This is a genomic window from Vibrio navarrensis, assembly GCF_000764325.1.
GTDB classification, from domain to species: Bacteria; Pseudomonadota; Gammaproteobacteria; order Enterobacterales; family Vibrionaceae; genus Vibrio; species Vibrio navarrensis.
Window position 1 is genome coordinate 379,002 of sequence record NZ_JMCG01000002.1, and the last position, 15,760, is coordinate 394,761.

At 49.6% G+C, this 15,760-nt stretch carries 14 protein-coding genes, 1 tRNA gene and 1 riboswitch; of the genes, 8 read left to right on the forward strand and 7 right to left on the reverse strand.

Annotated elements, in window-relative coordinates; genetic code table 11:
* Positions 1–25: 25 nt before the first annotated feature.
* Positions 26–1,459, reverse strand: coding sequence for an AGE family epimerase/isomerase (locus EA26_RS16050; protein WP_167772732.1), 1,434 nt, complete (start codon positions 1,457–1,459; stop codon positions 26–28).
* Positions 1,460–1,690: 231 nt separating this feature from the next.
* A riboswitch (purine riboswitch) is annotated at positions 1,691–1,790 on the forward strand.
* 74 nt (positions 1,791–1,864) lie between these two features.
* Here EA26_RS16050 and EA26_RS16055 point away from each other — a divergent pair.
* Entirely contained in the window at positions 1,865–2,869 is a 1,005-nt protein-coding gene (locus EA26_RS16055; RefSeq protein ID WP_039430021.1) for an adenosine deaminase, read from the forward strand.
* Positions 2,870–3,118: 249 nt separating this feature from the next.
* The gene (locus EA26_RS16060; RefSeq protein ID WP_039431607.1) at positions 3,119–4,483 is read left to right on the forward strand and encodes an endonuclease/exonuclease/phosphatase family protein; all 1,365 of its coding nucleotides are present in this window, start codon (positions 3,119–3,121) and stop codon (positions 4,481–4,483) included.
* Positions 4,484–4,656: 173 nt separating this feature from the next.
* On the opposite strand, the gene EA26_RS16065 is transcribed toward EA26_RS16060, so the two are convergent.
* From EA26_RS16065 to EA26_RS16080, 4 genes are all read right to left on the reverse strand, one after another.
* Positions 4,657–5,925 carry an O-acetylhomoserine aminocarboxypropyltransferase/cysteine synthase family protein gene (locus tag EA26_RS16065; RefSeq protein WP_039430023.1) on the reverse strand — a complete coding sequence of 423 codons (1,269 nt, stop codon included), beginning with the start codon at positions 5,923–5,925 and terminating at the stop codon, positions 4,657–4,659.
* 133 nt (positions 5,926–6,058) lie between these two features.
* Positions 6,059–6,766 (reverse strand): MgtC/SapB family protein, encoded by a 708-nt coding sequence (locus tag EA26_RS16070; RefSeq protein WP_039430025.1) that lies wholly within the window; start codon positions 6,764–6,766, stop codon positions 6,059–6,061.
* 24 nt (positions 6,767–6,790) lie between these two features.
* Positions 6,791–8,161 (reverse strand): magnesium transporter, encoded by a 1,371-nt coding sequence (mgtE, locus tag EA26_RS16075; protein ID WP_039430027.1) that lies wholly within the window; start codon positions 8,159–8,161, stop codon positions 6,791–6,793.
* 15 nt (positions 8,162–8,176) lie between these two features.
* Positions 8,177–8,677: a magnesium transporter gene (locus EA26_RS16080; protein ID WP_039430030.1), complete on the reverse strand. Its 501-nt coding sequence runs from the start codon at positions 8,675–8,677 to the stop codon at positions 8,177–8,179.
* A gap of 841 nt (positions 8,678–9,518) precedes the next feature.
* Between EA26_RS16080 and EA26_RS16085 the strand changes: the two genes are divergently transcribed.
* Positions 9,519–9,719, forward strand: coding sequence for a hypothetical protein (locus EA26_RS16085; protein WP_039430032.1), 201 nt, complete (start codon positions 9,519–9,521; stop codon positions 9,717–9,719).
* A gap of 95 nt (positions 9,720–9,814) precedes the next feature.
* Here EA26_RS16085 and EA26_RS16090 read toward each other — a convergent pair whose 3' ends face one another.
* Both EA26_RS16090 and EA26_RS16095 read right to left on the reverse strand, forming a co-directional pair.
* Positions 9,815–10,051: a hypothetical protein gene (locus EA26_RS16090; RefSeq protein WP_039430035.1), complete on the reverse strand. Its 237-nt coding sequence runs from the start codon at positions 10,049–10,051 to the stop codon at positions 9,815–9,817.
* Positions 10,052–10,322: 271 nt separating this feature from the next.
* Positions 10,323–10,399 (reverse strand) — tRNA-Arg (locus EA26_RS16095).
* 203 nt (positions 10,400–10,602) lie between these two features.
* Here EA26_RS16095 and folD point away from each other — a divergent pair.
* From folD to EA26_RS16120, 5 genes are all read left to right on the forward strand, one after another.
* Complete coding sequence (folD, locus tag EA26_RS16100) at positions 10,603–11,460, forward strand: bifunctional methylenetetrahydrofolate dehydrogenase/methenyltetrahydrofolate cyclohydrolase FolD (RefSeq protein ID WP_039430037.1); 858 nt, start codon at positions 10,603–10,605, stop codon at positions 11,458–11,460.
* 110 nt (positions 11,461–11,570) lie between these two features.
* A complete protein-coding gene (rlmA, locus tag EA26_RS16105) occupies positions 11,571–12,395 on the forward strand; it encodes a 23S rRNA (guanine(745)-N(1))-methyltransferase (protein WP_039430039.1) in 825 nt (274 codons plus the stop codon).
* 87 nt (positions 12,396–12,482) lie between these two features.
* Positions 12,483–13,409, forward strand: coding sequence for a ChaN family lipoprotein (locus EA26_RS16110; protein WP_039430041.1), 927 nt, complete (start codon positions 12,483–12,485; stop codon positions 13,407–13,409).
* 153 nt (positions 13,410–13,562) lie between these two features.
* The gene (locus EA26_RS16115) at positions 13,563–13,919 is read left to right on the forward strand and encodes a hypothetical protein (protein WP_039430042.1); all 357 of its coding nucleotides are present in this window, start codon (positions 13,563–13,565) and stop codon (positions 13,917–13,919) included.
* 190 nt (positions 13,920–14,109) lie between these two features.
* Positions 14,110–15,687 (forward strand): alkaline phosphatase, encoded by a 1,578-nt coding sequence (locus EA26_RS16120; RefSeq protein ID WP_039430044.1) that lies wholly within the window; start codon positions 14,110–14,112, stop codon positions 15,685–15,687.
* Positions 15,688–15,760 lie beyond the last annotated feature (73 nt).

The window sequence follows — 15,760 nt, forward strand, 5'->3', positions numbered from 1 at the left end:
TTTTCTCATTCCTAATCTTAAGCGCTCATGGTTTTAACGACGTAAACTGCACTTTAATACGTGGTAGCCCTGCCGCATTAGGCAGGCTTTCAACTTGTTGGACATCCGCGTTGAAATAATAAGGCGCGAGGTGCTCTGCTTGCGCCTTGTCCATCGCGTAGTAGAGCGTAACTGGCTTATTGCTCATCTGCTGGCTAAAAAGGTATCCAACCAATGCATGTTCAAATTGATGATAGGCGTTGCCCCAGTGAAAAGCCTTGGTGGATTGAGGGTTGAGGCCCACGCCGCCAAAACGAGGATCAACCCAAATCTGCATATAACTTGGCAAGGTGTAATACAGTACTTCGGGGACGTTGCCATCGAGTAACGCCAGCGTCATCGCCGCTTGGTCCAATTCGGCCCATTCCCAGGAAGAAATCCCATTGTTGCCCGGACGACTGCGCCAACTCAACACTTGCTGCCCTTTCCATTTAGCTTGCAACGCTGGTGGGACCCAAGGTGCAATATCCGCCCAATTCGGTGCGTATTGCGCTTGCTGCAATGTATGCTGCATGCCTTGACGCGCGAGCGTCTGCCAAGCTGCATTGCCCAGTTTTTGTCCACTCAGATAGGTCATCCAATACGCTTTAATGGTATGACCGAAATCGTTGTGCTTCGCGCTTTGCATCATCACCGCTTTATGATGAATTGCTCCATAGAAACGCTGTTCCTCAGCCGAGTAATAGTGGCTTAGCATCACTTGTGTCAGCCAATTGAGATCCTCTAGCCAGCGGCTTTTATGCGGTTCTGGGAGTAGCGGAGCAACCAGCAGTAGATAGCCATTGATCTGATCAAGCTGTGCGACCAGCTCACGTTGCTTGGCACTTTGTTCATCGCCATCTTCCAGCACCCAAGCGAGTCCCTTGCCATCGGGTAAACGATACTTATCAAAAATAAAGCGCTGCTGCTGGATCAACACCGACTCAATTTGCGCGTCGCGAGTAAGATAATAGAGCATCGCCAGCCCGACCAAAGCATACGCTTGATCTTGCGAAGTGCGCTGTTGCCACTCAAGCCCAGCCTTACCCTCCTGAGTGAAGCTGATAAAGCCGCCATGCTCCTTATCTTGCAGCTCTTCGATTAAATACTTCGCACCCTGACGCGCGAGCTTGAGCGCCTCAGGATCGCCAGTGAGATGAAAAAGCACCCCGTACGCATAGGTTTGCCGCGATTTCATCCGCGTGTACTCGCGGCCAAAATGCGGGGTTATCCAACCATAATTGAGCTCGGCGCAAACGCGTTTCACATCCAGCAACTGTCCATCGTCGCAACGAAAGGTGGGGAAATTACCCTCTGGCTCCCCTCGGGCACTCGGCATCATCCAATAAGGCGCTAACCCCTGCTTGGCATGCGCCAGCCATTGCTCACCATCTGGTAACGAAAGGGACGCGGCACTGGCATGCACAATGACCGCGCCCATTCCCAGAACGGCACTCAAACACGTTCTTTTTAACCATTTGTTTTTCTTCATCATTGCCCCTAGGTGATAAATAAAACCGACTATACCTAAGTGCGGTTACGCATATCGCTGTTTGAGTCACACAACGCTCGCTCTATAGCCTGCAAGGGCATGAAGTGTTGGCTGGCAGTGGAACAGTGGACTTTTCTCGACTATTGGTTATTATTCGAGGCACGTTTTTGCACCGCACGCGGGCGAAATGACAATTTGCTTCGTATAACCCCACTAATAGGGTGTGGGGGTCTCTACCAGGATCCGTAAAGTTCTGATTACGAAGAGTAAAGTGATTATTCGCTTTTCTCTTTGTAGGATTTTCTGTTCAAGGTGAATGGCGCTTAATCGTAACTTTTTGATTAAGAGTGATATATGAAACAATTTATTGAGCAACTGCCGAAAGTCGAACTGCATCTGCACATTGAAGGTACCCTCGAGCCCGAACTGATGTTTGAGCTGGCCACGCGTAACCAGATTGCCATTCCCTATGCATCGCCAAATGAAGTGCGCGAGGCGTACCAGTTTTCTAACTTGCAGTCTTTTCTCGATATCTATTATCAAGGCGCCAATGTTCTGATTCACGAACAAGATTTCTTTGATTTAACTTGGGCTTATCTGCTACGTTGCCAGCAAGATAATGTCCTGCATAGCGAAATCTTCTTCGACCCGCAGACCCACACCGCGCGTGGTATTGCCTTTGAAACGGTGGTCAATGGCATTCATCGCGCCCTTACTCAAGCTAAGCACGAGTTAGGCATTTCCAGCCAATTGATTATGTGTTTTCTGCGCCATTTGAGCGAAGAGGACGCCCTAGCGACGTTAGAACAGGCTCTGCCCTTCAAGGATAAAATCATCGCGGTCGGTTTAGACTCTTCAGAGCAAGGCAATCCGCCCGAAAAGTTTGCGCGGGTATTTGCCAAAGCCCATGAAGCCAGTTTTCTAGCCGTTGCTCATGCTGGTGAGGAAGGCCCGGCACTGAATGTGAAAAACGCGATGGAATTGCTTAAAGTACAGCGGGTTGACCATGGCGTGCGCTGTGTTGAGGACCCTGCATTAGTGGCAAGGCTCATCCAAAGTCGAATGCCGCTAACCGTTTGTCCGCTATCGAATCTGAAATTGAAAGTGGTAGAGAACATGGAGCAGCACAATGTGGTCGATTTACTGCGCCAAGGTTTGTGCGTTACCCTAAACTCGGATGATCCTGCCTATTTCGGCGGCTACATGAGCGATAATTTTCTGGCCGTCGCCAACGCACATCCCGTGACTAAACAAGAGCTGGCCCAGTTTAGCCTCAATGCGATTGAAGCCAGCTTTATCAGCCCTGAAGAGAAACAGCGGCTCACCGAGAGAGTGAGCCAATTTATCCGTCAGGCGTAATTCTCGCTTAAGCACGACTCCATCTCAACCATAACAAAAACCCTAAGCGATTACGCCTAGGGTTTTAACTCAGCATCCTGCTTCTTAACGTGCTCAATTTCTGTTGGAAGTGATGCCAATTTGGCATTAATCACACATTTACTGTCAATCAATGTAATTTGGTGAGTGTTTGTGTGAACCGAATCTCTTACTCAAGTTATTGATCAATATAGTATTCGCCTCAATTATTACCAACGAGATTCCATGGCTATGAAAACTCTACTTACTCCCCTTGCCCTACTCATCGGTAGCGCGTTACTGACTGGTTGTGGTGAAGAAACAAAATACGTTGACGTACAACCGACCACGGTCAAAATTGCTACGTACAATCTCTCCTTTGATCGAGCCACCTTTGCCGATCTGGTCAATGAGATGCAAATTTCACCAAGCAAACAAACCCAATTGGTCACGGCGTATCTTGACGGCAGTATTGCTGACAACGAGAAAACCACCGCAGAAAAAGTCATCCAGATCCGTAATGTGGCGGCAATCATCCAGAAAAATCGCCCCGATGTGCTGATGATGGCAGAGTACAATAACGACGGAACAGGCGAAGATAAATCGGCGCTGATCGGATTTCAAAACAACTACTTATCGGTAGCGCAGAGTTTACAAGGTGCTGGTGGCAGTGCAGAGCTGGAACCCATTGAGTATCCTTTTGCGCAGTCTTACGCCACGAATACTGGTCTGCTGAGCGAATTTGACTTGGATAACAACGGCGCTGCGGGTCAAATGCCGGGCGATGCATGGGGATTTGGTTTGTATCACGGCCAATACGCGTTTGCTTTGATGTCTAAATTTGAAATAGATAATGCCAACACACGCACCTTCCAAACCTTTAAATGGAAAGACATGCAAGGCGCGCAAATTCCTACCATCACCATTTGTGACGGCTCTCAAACTATCCCTGCGGGTATGAAGTGCGGTGATAACTGGTACAGCGATGATGAGTGGCAACAAGTGCGGTTGTCGTCGAAAAACCACGTCGACGCACCAATCATTATTCCAACGGCCCACGGCAATCAAGTCGTGCACCTACTGCTCTCTCACCCAACGCCTCCGGTGTTTGACCCGGGCAAGAACAAAGCACAGAACGCGGCTGAAGTCGCATTTTGGCATGACTATGTGCAAGATAAAGCCTACTTCTACGACGATGCTGGTAAGAATGGCGGCCTGAAAACTGGCTCACATTTTGTCATCATGGGCGATCTCAACCTCGATCCCGTTGCGGGCGACGGCATCAGTCAGGTGATGAAAGATCTGCACGCTGATCCATTGCTGAACCAAAAAGTAATGAATGGTGAATTGTACCCCACCAGCTTTGGTGCCGCAGAGCATGCGGTCGATAAAGCGGTAAACCATCCGTACCCGAATCGTATTTCATCAACCTTTGGCCTTGGCGTCGATTACGCTATGCCGTCGGCGACCTTGAACATTGTTGACTCTGGTATCTACTGGCCAGCTTCCTATGAAGCGGGTCGCGCCTTATTTAATGATGCTCGTATCGGCAAGTACGGTAACGGAAAAGACGTCTCTTCTGACCATCGGATGATCTGGATTAAAGCACAGTTCTAACCATTTTCTCTCTCGCTACTTTGTGCATCGATCCTCAAGATACCTAAAGTGGCGAGAGAGAATTTTTGGCTCGCTTGCGTTCATCTCGCCAAAACCATTCATCTTTCCCAAACGATTTCTCTGATAAAAAAGGCCAGCGAAAGCTGACCTCTGTAAGTGTGAAATCCTGATGGTTAAGCGTTTAGCGCTTGTTCTAGATCGGCCAGAATGTCGTCAATATGTTCAATACCCACCGACAAACGGATCATCTCCGGCGCGACACCCGCTTGTTTTTGCTCTGCTTCACTTAGCTGGCGATGCGTGGTCGAGGCAGGATGGCAAGCCAGTGATTTCGCATCACCAATATTTACTAAGCGTTTGAAAATCTTCAGTGCATCGTAAAAACGCACCCCAGCCTCGTAACCGTCTTTGAGGCCAAAGGAGAGAATCGCTGACGGTTTGCCTTTCATGTATTTCTCCGCCAATGGGTAGTGTTTGGAGCTTGGCAGCCCCGCGTAGCTAACCCAACTCACTTTGTCGTGCTCACTTAAAAACTGTGCGACTTTCATTGCATTCTCGGTATGGCGCTCCATACGCAGGGAGAGCGTTTCCAGCCCTTGTAGCAACATAAACGCGTTCATTGGCGAGAGCGCCGAGCCCGTATTGCGCAGTGGCACAGTGCGAGCACGGCCAATAAACGCTGCCGGGCCAAAGGCTTCGGTATAAACCACGCCGTGGTAAGAAGGCTCTGGTTGATTGAACACCGGAAAACGATCTTTATGCTGTGCCCAAGGGAATTTGCCGGAATCAATAATAATGCCGCCAAGCGTCGTACCGTGACCGCCGACGTATTTGGTCAGCGAGTGCACCACGATGTCAGCACCAAACTCAATCGGTTTACAGATCGCTGGCGTTGCGACGGTATTGTCGACAATCACAGGCACCCCCTGCGCGTGAGCCAATTGCGCCACTTTTTCCAGATCAATAATGTTGCCAGCCGGGTTACCAATACTTTCACAGTAGACGGCTTTGGTTTTGTCATCGATAAGCGCTGCCAAACTTTCTGGTTGGTCGTCTTTGGCAAAGCGCACTTCAATGCCCATGTTCGGCAGCATGTGTGCGAACAAGGTATAGGTGCCACCATAGAGCTGCGGCGTGGAGACAATATTGTCCCCCGCTTGAGCCAAAGTCAGAATGGCATAGTGAATCGCTGCACTGCCAGCACTCACGACTAAACCGGCGATCCCGCCTTCCAATGCCGCCATGCGTTTTTCCAACACATCATTGGTGGGGTTCATAATACGCGTGTAAATGTTGCCGGGTACAGCAAGGTTAAACAGATCTGCGCCATGCTGAGCGTTGTCAAACTCATACGCAACGGTTTGATAGATCGGCGTCGCGACAGATTTGGTGGTTGGATCGGTCTCATAGCCAAAATGAATCGAAAGGGTTTCGTCTTTCATGTCTCTTCCCTGAACAGTTGAGGTGAATGGTTATTGCGATATCATGCCGATCTTTTCAGCAAACTGCACGGTTATCAGTCACAGTGCGAGAAACATCACGCCAGCTTAGTGGCGTGAGTCTCTGGTAAAATCGCTACACCTCGGCTACCTGCCAGCTCGCCAGAGAGACGGATGGTTCAAGGCTGAGCCGGCCAATCACCCGTTCAATCTGCGAATCGCTTCGTTGGCTGGCAATAACCGAAGAAATGACGCGTGAGTAAGTCACGCTCTCATTTGCTTGATTCTCGCTCTCCAATTTTTGTAGCTGAAGCGCACCCGAGGAAATCCCCTGCAACAGTAGCGCACGCACGTACGCTTCGTCCTCATCGCGGCAGACCACTTCCAATCGATACTGCCACCAGCATTCCACTTGCTGCACTTGCGCTAAAGGTCGCTGATTGATCACCCGCACCACGGGGCGCAGCGCCATGTTGGTGAGTAAAATCATCAGCGCAACCGCCACGGCCCCGATCCACAGTCCGGTGCCACACATGACGCCTACGGCTGCCGAGCACCACAAGGTTGCCGCGGTATTGAGGCCGCGAATGTTCGCGCCCTCTTTCATGATAACCCCTGCCCCTAAGAAGCCGATGCCAGACACTACCTGCGCGGCAACACGTGACGGGCTCGCGTCGCCCTCCATCATGCTCGACATCAGGGTGAAGCTGGCCGCGCCTAAGGAGACTAATGCGTTGGTCCGTAGCCCAGCCATACGTTGGTGCCACTGCCGCTCCAAACCAACCAGAGCCCCCAGCGCCGCCGCGAGCAGCAAGGGCAGAATAAAAACTTGGATATTCCACATGCTGTCTCTCCTGTGTTCGGGCGTTTAAGCCATTGGAGGAAAATCCAAGATCATGGTCGCCACCGAAAAATAGATGATGACACCGATGGCATCGGCAATGGTGGTGATCAACGGCGCACTGGCTGACGCAGGGTCAAAACGCAATTTGTTGAGAATAAATGGCAGTGACATACCAACCACCGATCCCACTATCACCACAATCTGCATGGTGATCGCCACCACTAGCGCAATTTCTGCGCCGCCGCGCCAAAAACCGAGCAGCGAGACCGCCAATGCCATCGTCACTCCGAGCAGCGCTGAGATGAATAATTCTTTGCTGAGCATTTTAGCCCAGTCTTTTGCCACGACTTCTCCGGTAGCTAAAGCGCGCACCATCAAGGTAGCCGATTGAGAACCCGCATTACCGCCGCTATCGATTAACAAAGGTAAAAAGAACACCAGCGCGACATAAGTTTGAATCGTGTCTTCAAAGTAGGCAATTCCGGCACCGGAGAAAATGTTACCAAACACCAAAAGGACCAGCCAAAACACCCGCTTGCGATACATCAAACCAATAGTGGCGTCTTTCAAATTGCCACTAAAATCCACCGCTCCCGCTTTATGAACGTGGCGATCGGCTTCATCTTCTGCCACATCCATGGCGTCATCATAGGTGACAATGCCAACCAAGCGATTCTGTAAGTCAAGCACTGGGATTGCCAACAAGTCGTACTTGCTGATCGCTTGTGCCGCCACACTTTGAAGTTCATCGACCCAAACGAAAATCAAGGCTTGCGTCATAATGTCAGCGATGCGCTGGCTAGGCTCCGCCACCAGCATGTCGCGTAGCGAGACAGTCCCTTTCAGCTTTTGCTGCTCATCCACCACGTACGCTTGATAGATGGTTTCCCGCTCCGCCGCAATGCTGCGTAAGTGGTGCATCGCTTCTTCTATGGTTAACGTTGCATCCAAGACAGCAAAATCGGTCGTCATCACCGCGCCAATCGAGTCCGATGGATAAGAAGCAAGACGTTCGATATCCTGACGTTCACGGCTATCCATCTGCTGCAGCACTTGCTGTTTGAGCGTAGGTTCAAGCAGCGCAAGCAGATCCGCCCGCTCATCGTGTGCCATACGCTCACTCAAATGAGCCAGTTCATCAGCAGCCAACTGCTCTGCGATGGCCTGCTGCCAAGGCAGAGAAAAATAGCCAAACAAAGCCGCCTGTTGGTCTAGCGGCAGTAAACGCAGTAGATCGCGAACATCCTGGCTGTGCAGTTGCTGCTCATCCAGCAACATAGAGAACGCTTCAGCGCAATCCGCCAGTGGATGCTGGGCAACAAAACGCTGCATTGCCGCTTGATGCTGGCTGATGTGCAGAGCCATCAGCTCTTGAGTCATGATAGAAATAGACATGATAGTTCCCCTAATTTACTTCCAGAAGCGGATATGACGTTGCCAACCTTTCGCTGGTTTGGCTGAAGATGGCTGCTGTGTCCCATCAAGACGCAAAATGGCTCGGGCGCGAGGCAGTTCAAGCACACCCATCACCCGATGGCAGCTATCAAGAACCGGAAGAGCTGGCCAAACGCTCTGGCAGAGAAGCCGCGCCGCAGAGTGCGCATCGCCTAATGCGCTGGCGAAATGCCTCTCCCCCTGACAAAGTTCTGCGACAGGCTGTGAAGTGCACGCGGTAATAAGCTGCGCCATGATCACAAGCCCTTGGTATTCACCCTTGTCGTTGATAAGCACCACCATGTGCAACGCCGTGGGTAGACCCGGATTGGCGCGCAGCATGGTGATCACCTCTCCAACGGTGAGGTACTTACTGACACTAAAAAATTCACGTTTGATGTGGCTTTGTAGCGCTTGAACTGCGGGTAAACGCGCGCTTTTTACATCGGTGATACGATGATGGCGAAATGTAGTCATGGTTATCTCTCCTGAGTTAGCTCAGGACAAAGAAACCCCAACGCTGCGCGCGTTCTAGCCCGGACATTGGCCCGACAAAAAGCGATAAGCAGCGCACGACCTGTCGGCTCACTGCGGTGAGCATCAGTCAATCGTTACGCACGACAAAACCTTGCCGTTTGCATAAAACAAAGTCGGTATGGAATTTACGAAATAACAGGAAGAGTTCGCTGACACCAAGGATATTTACTACCCGGCAACAGCTAAAAAAGCAGGCAGGCTAGCAAGAAACCATTGGCATTTTCGAACATTCGAAAAAACCATACTGTGATATTCGACTACTCGACGAGTCCATAGGTTTCTGTTGTACCTCTAGTAAGTGAAACGATATCGATGGCATGGAGTCCATCGGATAACTTAGCGAACGGGATGCTATTTTTCTTGGTAAACAAAGTCAATTGAGCAGTGTTCAATTTGACACTATGGTGACATTGCTGACAAAAGCAAGACAAAGGGAACCGAGGCAGAAACCAAACTTTCGTTTGGATGGCAACACTCGCCCTAAGTGGAAACTGCAATGAAGTCGACCCACTTGAAAGCACAGCTTGCTGGTTTTTGTAACCAGTTATGTCACCTTTTTAAACTACTCCTCCTAAGCAAACGCCCTAGATGTAGATCTGCCTCACAAATAAATACCTTATTCATAATATGGACTTCAATAAACCTACTCAATCATAACTATTCGCCATTTATTGCATAAATACGCTTAAAACATTCACCGCAGAAATTTGTTAATAAACTAGTATCATATTAGACTTAAAGGGACTTATACGCTTGCGACAAAACAACGAGGCTAACAAAAATGGATAAACTACTAACTTCTGCACTGCAAATCAGGCAACGAACCAAAGTAACGAGCTTGTTTGCCGACAACGGCTATAAAATCGCCATGACCGACTTCGACGATGTGGTCTTTGAAAAGGCAGGCGTTCGCATCAACGTCAAGTTTGATAACCACTCCAACGCAAAAGCCGTTTCAGTTCAGGGCCCGCATTGCAAATAATCTATAGATAGAAAGCCGTCAAAGCTGGCAATGCAGAATCCATTGCCAGCCCATGTCATATTCAGTGCAACAGATTGACTTCTCTTATTCCTAACTCACTGGAACTCGCTGCCATGATTTTCTAGGCTTCGCTGGCCGCATTGTGTGCAGACCACATATCGATCTATCAGATCCAGCGACGCCCCGGCAGGGCTGGCAACACCAGAGAAGAAACCTTCAAGAAATGCTTTAAACTGCTCTTTTCGACTTTTGCCATACTTTGATGGCTTCTGCTTAATGATCTCTTTATGTTCTGTTTTCTTGGCACATTTCTCACAAAACCTCATGCTCATTTTAACCTCAGCATCAATTTATAAATTAAGCAGAGATAATCATAATGTTGAGTATAAATATGATACGAAAATCAAAATTTTCTTAAATAGTTTAATGAGTTAGCAAAAATATATGAGGTAAGAATAAAGTAGAGAAATCGTATGAGAGGCGAATAGAAGAAAGCGCTATCAAACAGCAGAGTGAGTCAACTGAACTGACGAGTAGTCTGGCTACCCATTCGAAAACGAAAAAGGGCGTAGCAAGTACTAACCTGCTACGCCCCGAAATAAATGGCACGCCCTGTAGGATTCGAACCTACGACCACATCCTTAGAAGGGACGTGCTCTATCCAGCTGAGCTAAGGGCGCGCTACAGGGAGAGGATTATACGAGTTCATTTCGGTAAATCAACGGCTTTTCTAGACATTCTGTTCTAAGTGGCGAAAAAAAGTCCGTCAATCAAGGCGTTTGCTTAAAAACGCCACAGGGCAAACGTTTGCGTATAGATATTTATTTAACAATTTGCGACAATGCGCAGCGAATTTTTGCCATTTGATTTCTTAAGGAAAGTCATGACTGCTCAAAATATTGATGGAACTCTCATATCTCAAACTGTTCGATCGGAAGTGGCCGCGCGGGTGAAAGCGCGTGTAGAGGCAGGTTTACGCGCTCCCGGACTGGCTGTGGTACTGGTCGGCGAGGATCCGGCGTCTCAAGTTTATGTCGGTAGTAAGCGCCGTGCGTGTGAAGAAGTCGGTTTTGTTTCCAAGTCTTTTGATCTTCCGGCTTCAACTTCTGAAAAAGCATTGTTGGAGCTGATTGACGAGCTCAATAATGATGCGCAGATTGATGGCATTCTGGTTCAGTTGCCTTTGCCTGCTGGCATTGACACGACGCAGGTTTTAGAGCGCATCCTCCCAGAAAAAGATGTCGATGGTTTCCACCCTTATAATGTCGGTCGCTTGGCGCAGCGCATTCCAAAGCTTCGCTCTTGTACGCCCAAAGGCATCATGACCTTGATTGAACGCTACAACATTCCCACTCATGGCAAGCATGCCGTGATCGTCGGCGCGTCGAATATCGTTGGCCGCCCAATGACTCTTGAGCTGCTATTAGCTGGCTGCACCACCACCACATGTCACCGCTTTACGAAAGATCTGGAAGGCCATGTACGCCAAGCCGATCTGCTGGTGGTTGCGGTCGGTAAACCCAACTTCATCCCTGGCGAATGGATCAAAGAAGGTGCTGTGGTCATTGATGTCGGTATTAACCGCCTAGAATCAGGCAAGTTGGTTGGCGATATCGATTACAACAAGGCGCGCGAAAAAGCCAGTTTCATCACCCCAGTGCCGGGTGGCGTTGGCCCAATGACGGTAGCAAGCCTGATTGAGAACACCATGCTGGCCTGCGAGCAGTACCACACCAAGTAATCCTCCCTTGGCCGACTTGAATTGGTGGGCAACTTGCCCTTGAAACTGGTGTAAACAGGTGGCTTTTGATAGACTCAGCCGCCTGTTTTTGTCTCACCTTTGAGGTCTTCATGACTTATCAGTGTCCTTTGTGCCACCTTGCTCTGCAACAAACGGATCGCACATTTCATTGCGCTAACCGCCACCATTTTGACTTGGCGAAAGAAGGCTATGTCAATTTGATGCCCGCGCACCATAAGCGCTCAAAAGATCCCGGTGATAACAAAGAGATGATGCAGGCACGTCGCCGTTTTCTGGAAGGTGGGCATTATGACCCAATGCGGCAAAAAGTGGCCCTGCTGTGCCAAACATTCTTGCAAGGCAGTGCTCATCGTCTGCTCGATATTGGCTGCGGTGAAGGCTATTACACTGACCAAGTGGCACGCAGTTTAAGCGCGCAATACGCCGAAGCCACAACACATGGTTTAGATATCTCGAAAGTGGCAATTCGCTTTGCGGCCAAGCGCTACCCGTCCAGCCATTTCTGTGTCGCATCCAGCCACCGTCTCCCCTTTGCTGACCACGCTTTCGATGGCATTTTACGCATCTATGCTCCATGCAAAGCGGAAGAACTGGCTCGCTGCGTGGTAGACAATGGCGTGGTGATCACCGTGACTCCAGCAGCGCGCCATTTGGTGCAATTCAAAGAAAACATCTACCCCGATGTTAAACTGCACGATGAAGAGCCAGAGCAGATAGAAGGCTTTGTCTTGCAACAGCAAGAAAAGCTTAACTACATGATGACGCTTTCCGGCGCAGAGGCATTTGATCTGTTACAAATGACCCCATTCGCATGGCGTGCCAGCGACGAGTTCCGCCAAGCGCTCAGATCGGCTCATCATTTTGATTGCGAAGCCGATTTTATGCTGCGGGTTTATCGCAAACTCAGCCAGTAGCGAATCAATAGAGAATCATTCTCATTATTATTGAATCTTCATGCGGCCTCCATTAGACTCAGCAACGATGTAAATGGAGGCAGTATAATGCGAACGTCTTTTTCTCTTCTTCTCGCCGCAATGATGTTAGGTGGATGTGCCACTTCCCCTTCCACCAGCAGCTTGAATCACTTTTACGACTATCAGCTCAATTCCCCGCAAGGGCAAGCGCTGTCACTGCAAAATCTGCCGAGCGAAGTATTAACCGCCGACGTCATTTTGGTTGGCGAGTGGCACACTCACCCCGGCGTTCACCGCTTCCAAACCGACCTTCTTCACACCCTGAGTTCACAGCGCAGCGTGGCACTGTCCATGGAGCAATTCACGCGCGACAAGCAACCTGTGCTCAATCAGTATTTGGCGGGTGAGATCGGCGAGCAGCCGTTTATCAGCGAAGGCAATGCGTGGCCAAACTACGAAAGCGATTATCGGCCACTGGTTGAGTTAGCGAAGCGCCAAGGGTTGGACGTGATTGCCGCGAATGCGCCAAAAGCGATCGTGCGCTGCATCGGCCGTCAGGGAATCGGCTACCTAGACAAGCTCGATGAGACAGAGCGTCACTATTTGGCGGCAGAGATCAACACCGCCGATAGCCCTTATAAAGACAAATTTATGGCCTCAATGCACCACGGTCAGCCAGAACAAACCGTGAGACAATACGCCGCTCAAATCACTTGGGATGAAACCATGGCCGAATCGATTGTCAACTATCGCAAGGCTCATCCACAAACGCAAATCGTCCATATCGCGGGTAAATTTCACACCGAAGGGGGCCTTGGCACGGCAAACTCTATCCTTCGCCGCGCACCTGAGCTTAAGGTCGTGGTGATTACACCTGTCACTTCACTCAGTGAAAATGGCAGCGATTATCAACTTGAAGTGCTTGAGCCACCGGTGCGCTACGTGCAGCAAAGCAATCGCATGAAAGCGTATCAAACGCTGAAAAGCCGTAACGATGAGTTGGTGTGTAAGTAACCCTTTCGCGCTTTTCCAAAAAATGGGCCTGTTTCTTGCAAAACTTATTTGCTTAAGCTTTTACATAAGTAGTGAGCGGCAACGGGCTTTTTTTTACACAAGTTTTTCCACTTGCCGCCGATAGACTATTAAGGGTTCAGATAGGAGAGCGTTATGAATCCAGTCGGTTCCAACCCAATTTCGGCCTACTCGGCCACCCAGCGGCAAGCAGCAACACCCAGCACAATCTCAGATGCTGCGCCTGCCCCATTGCAGCTGGAGCAAAATAAAGTCACTCTTTCCTCTGAAGGAAAAGCCCTGCTGTCTGCTTTGCAGCAGATTGATAAAGAGAGCAAAAAAGTAGCAGCAGAAAACAAAACCGTCGGAGATAAAGTAGAAGCGTTCACTTATGGCGCTCTAGGGATGGATCATCCTGACGAGATCCAAAAAGAAGCCGATAGCTCCTACTCAGCCGGCCAATATCTTTCAGCCGCCGCCACCGTCGGCGGGATGTTACTGATTCTGGTTTGATCAACTTCTGATCGGCATAGAGTTAACCAGCCAGCGCTCCCTAAGTTGGCTCGCGCATTTTTATCGCATTCAATCTTCTAACTTACCGTTTTCCCTTAACTTTTCACTTTTATGAAGTTTTTATTTATGCAACAAAAGCGTCATAAATACATGATGTAATTGCGCCGCTTTTATAAATAAGGGATAGACAATGAAGCACCTGATTAAACCTGTTGTTGCCGTAGTCGCAACTTCTACGCTCTCTTTTAATGTACTTTCGGCAGAAATTAAAAACGTCATTCTGATGATTGGTGACGGTATGGGCCCACAGCAAGTTGGCCTACTGGAAACTTACGCGAACAACGCGCCGCACTCTATCTACAAAGGCCAAACGACCGCACTCTACCAACTGGCGAAAGAGGGTGTTATCGGTTCTTCACTGACTCATCCAGAAGACGCTATCGTGGTGGATTCTGCGTGTTCAGCGACCATGCTGGCAACGGGCATCATGACGGGCTCTGAAGTGATCGGCATCGACTCGCAAGGCAACACAGTGGAAACCGTGGTGGAAAAAGCTAAGCGCCTTGGCAAAGCCACGGGCATCATCTCCGATACGCGCTTGACTCACGCAACGCCAGCCGCGTTTGCCGCTCACCAACCGCATCGCTCACTTGAAAATGAAATCGCCTCGGATATGCTTTCGGCCAATGTCGATGTGATGCTTTCAGGCGGTCTGCGTCACTGGATCCCAAAATCAGCCAACGATAAAGGCGAAACCTACCAACAGTTGAAAACGCTGACACACGGTGATGTCCCTCTCAAATCAAAACGTAAAGATGACCGTAACCTGCTCACAGAAGCGCAGCAAGCGGGCTACTCACTGGCGTTTAACAAAACCATGCTGGAAAAAGCGCAAGGCGATAAACTGCTCGGCCTTTTCGCCAACTCGGGCATGTATGATGGCATTACCTATAGCCAAACGAAGAATAACCCAGATCGTAAAGAGCCCACCCTCAAAGAGATGACCGACAAAGCGTTAGAGATCCTGTCAAAAGACAAAGACGGTTTCTTCTTGATGGTCGAAGGCGGCCAGATCGACTGGGCGGGTCACAGTAACGATGCAGGCTCAATGCTGCATGAAATGATTAAGTTCGACGAAACCGTTAACGCAGTTTACCAGTGGGCCAAAGATCGTGATGACACACTGATCATCGTCACTGCCGACCACGAAACAGGCTCATTTGGCTTTAGTTACTCAGGTTACAACTTGCCGAAACCGGAAAAACGTTCAGGAAAAGCGTTTGAAAAACGCGAATACGCACCCAACTTCAACTTCGGTGCGTATGAGATCCTAGATGGTTTGTACAACCAAAAAACCAGCTACTACGGCATGCTGAGCGAGTTTGAAAAGCTGGACAAAAATCAGCAAACTGCGGCGAAACTGGCGGAAATCGTAAACAAAAATAGCGACTTCTCCATCACAGCAGGCCAAGCTGAAACTGTATTGAAAAACAAACCCAACCCATACCGTTTGGCTAATCACAGCTACTTAGCGGAAGAGAGCATCCCAGCGATTAACGACTTTGACGCCTTCTACCCTTACAACGACCGCACCAACGTGTTGGCACGTGCGCAGGCGACCAAACAGAATATCGTTTGGGGTACGGGCACGCACACTCATACGCCAGTCAACGTGTTTGCTTGGGGCCCTGCAGAAACCATTCTGCCCGTGTCTCGCATCATGCATCACTCCGAGCTAGGTGAGTTCATCAAGCAGCAGGTCAAGTAATGCCCTGCCGATGACCGTTCGCTCGTCAGCAAACATGCGGCAAAAAGCATAAAGCGCCATCACGGCGCTTTAT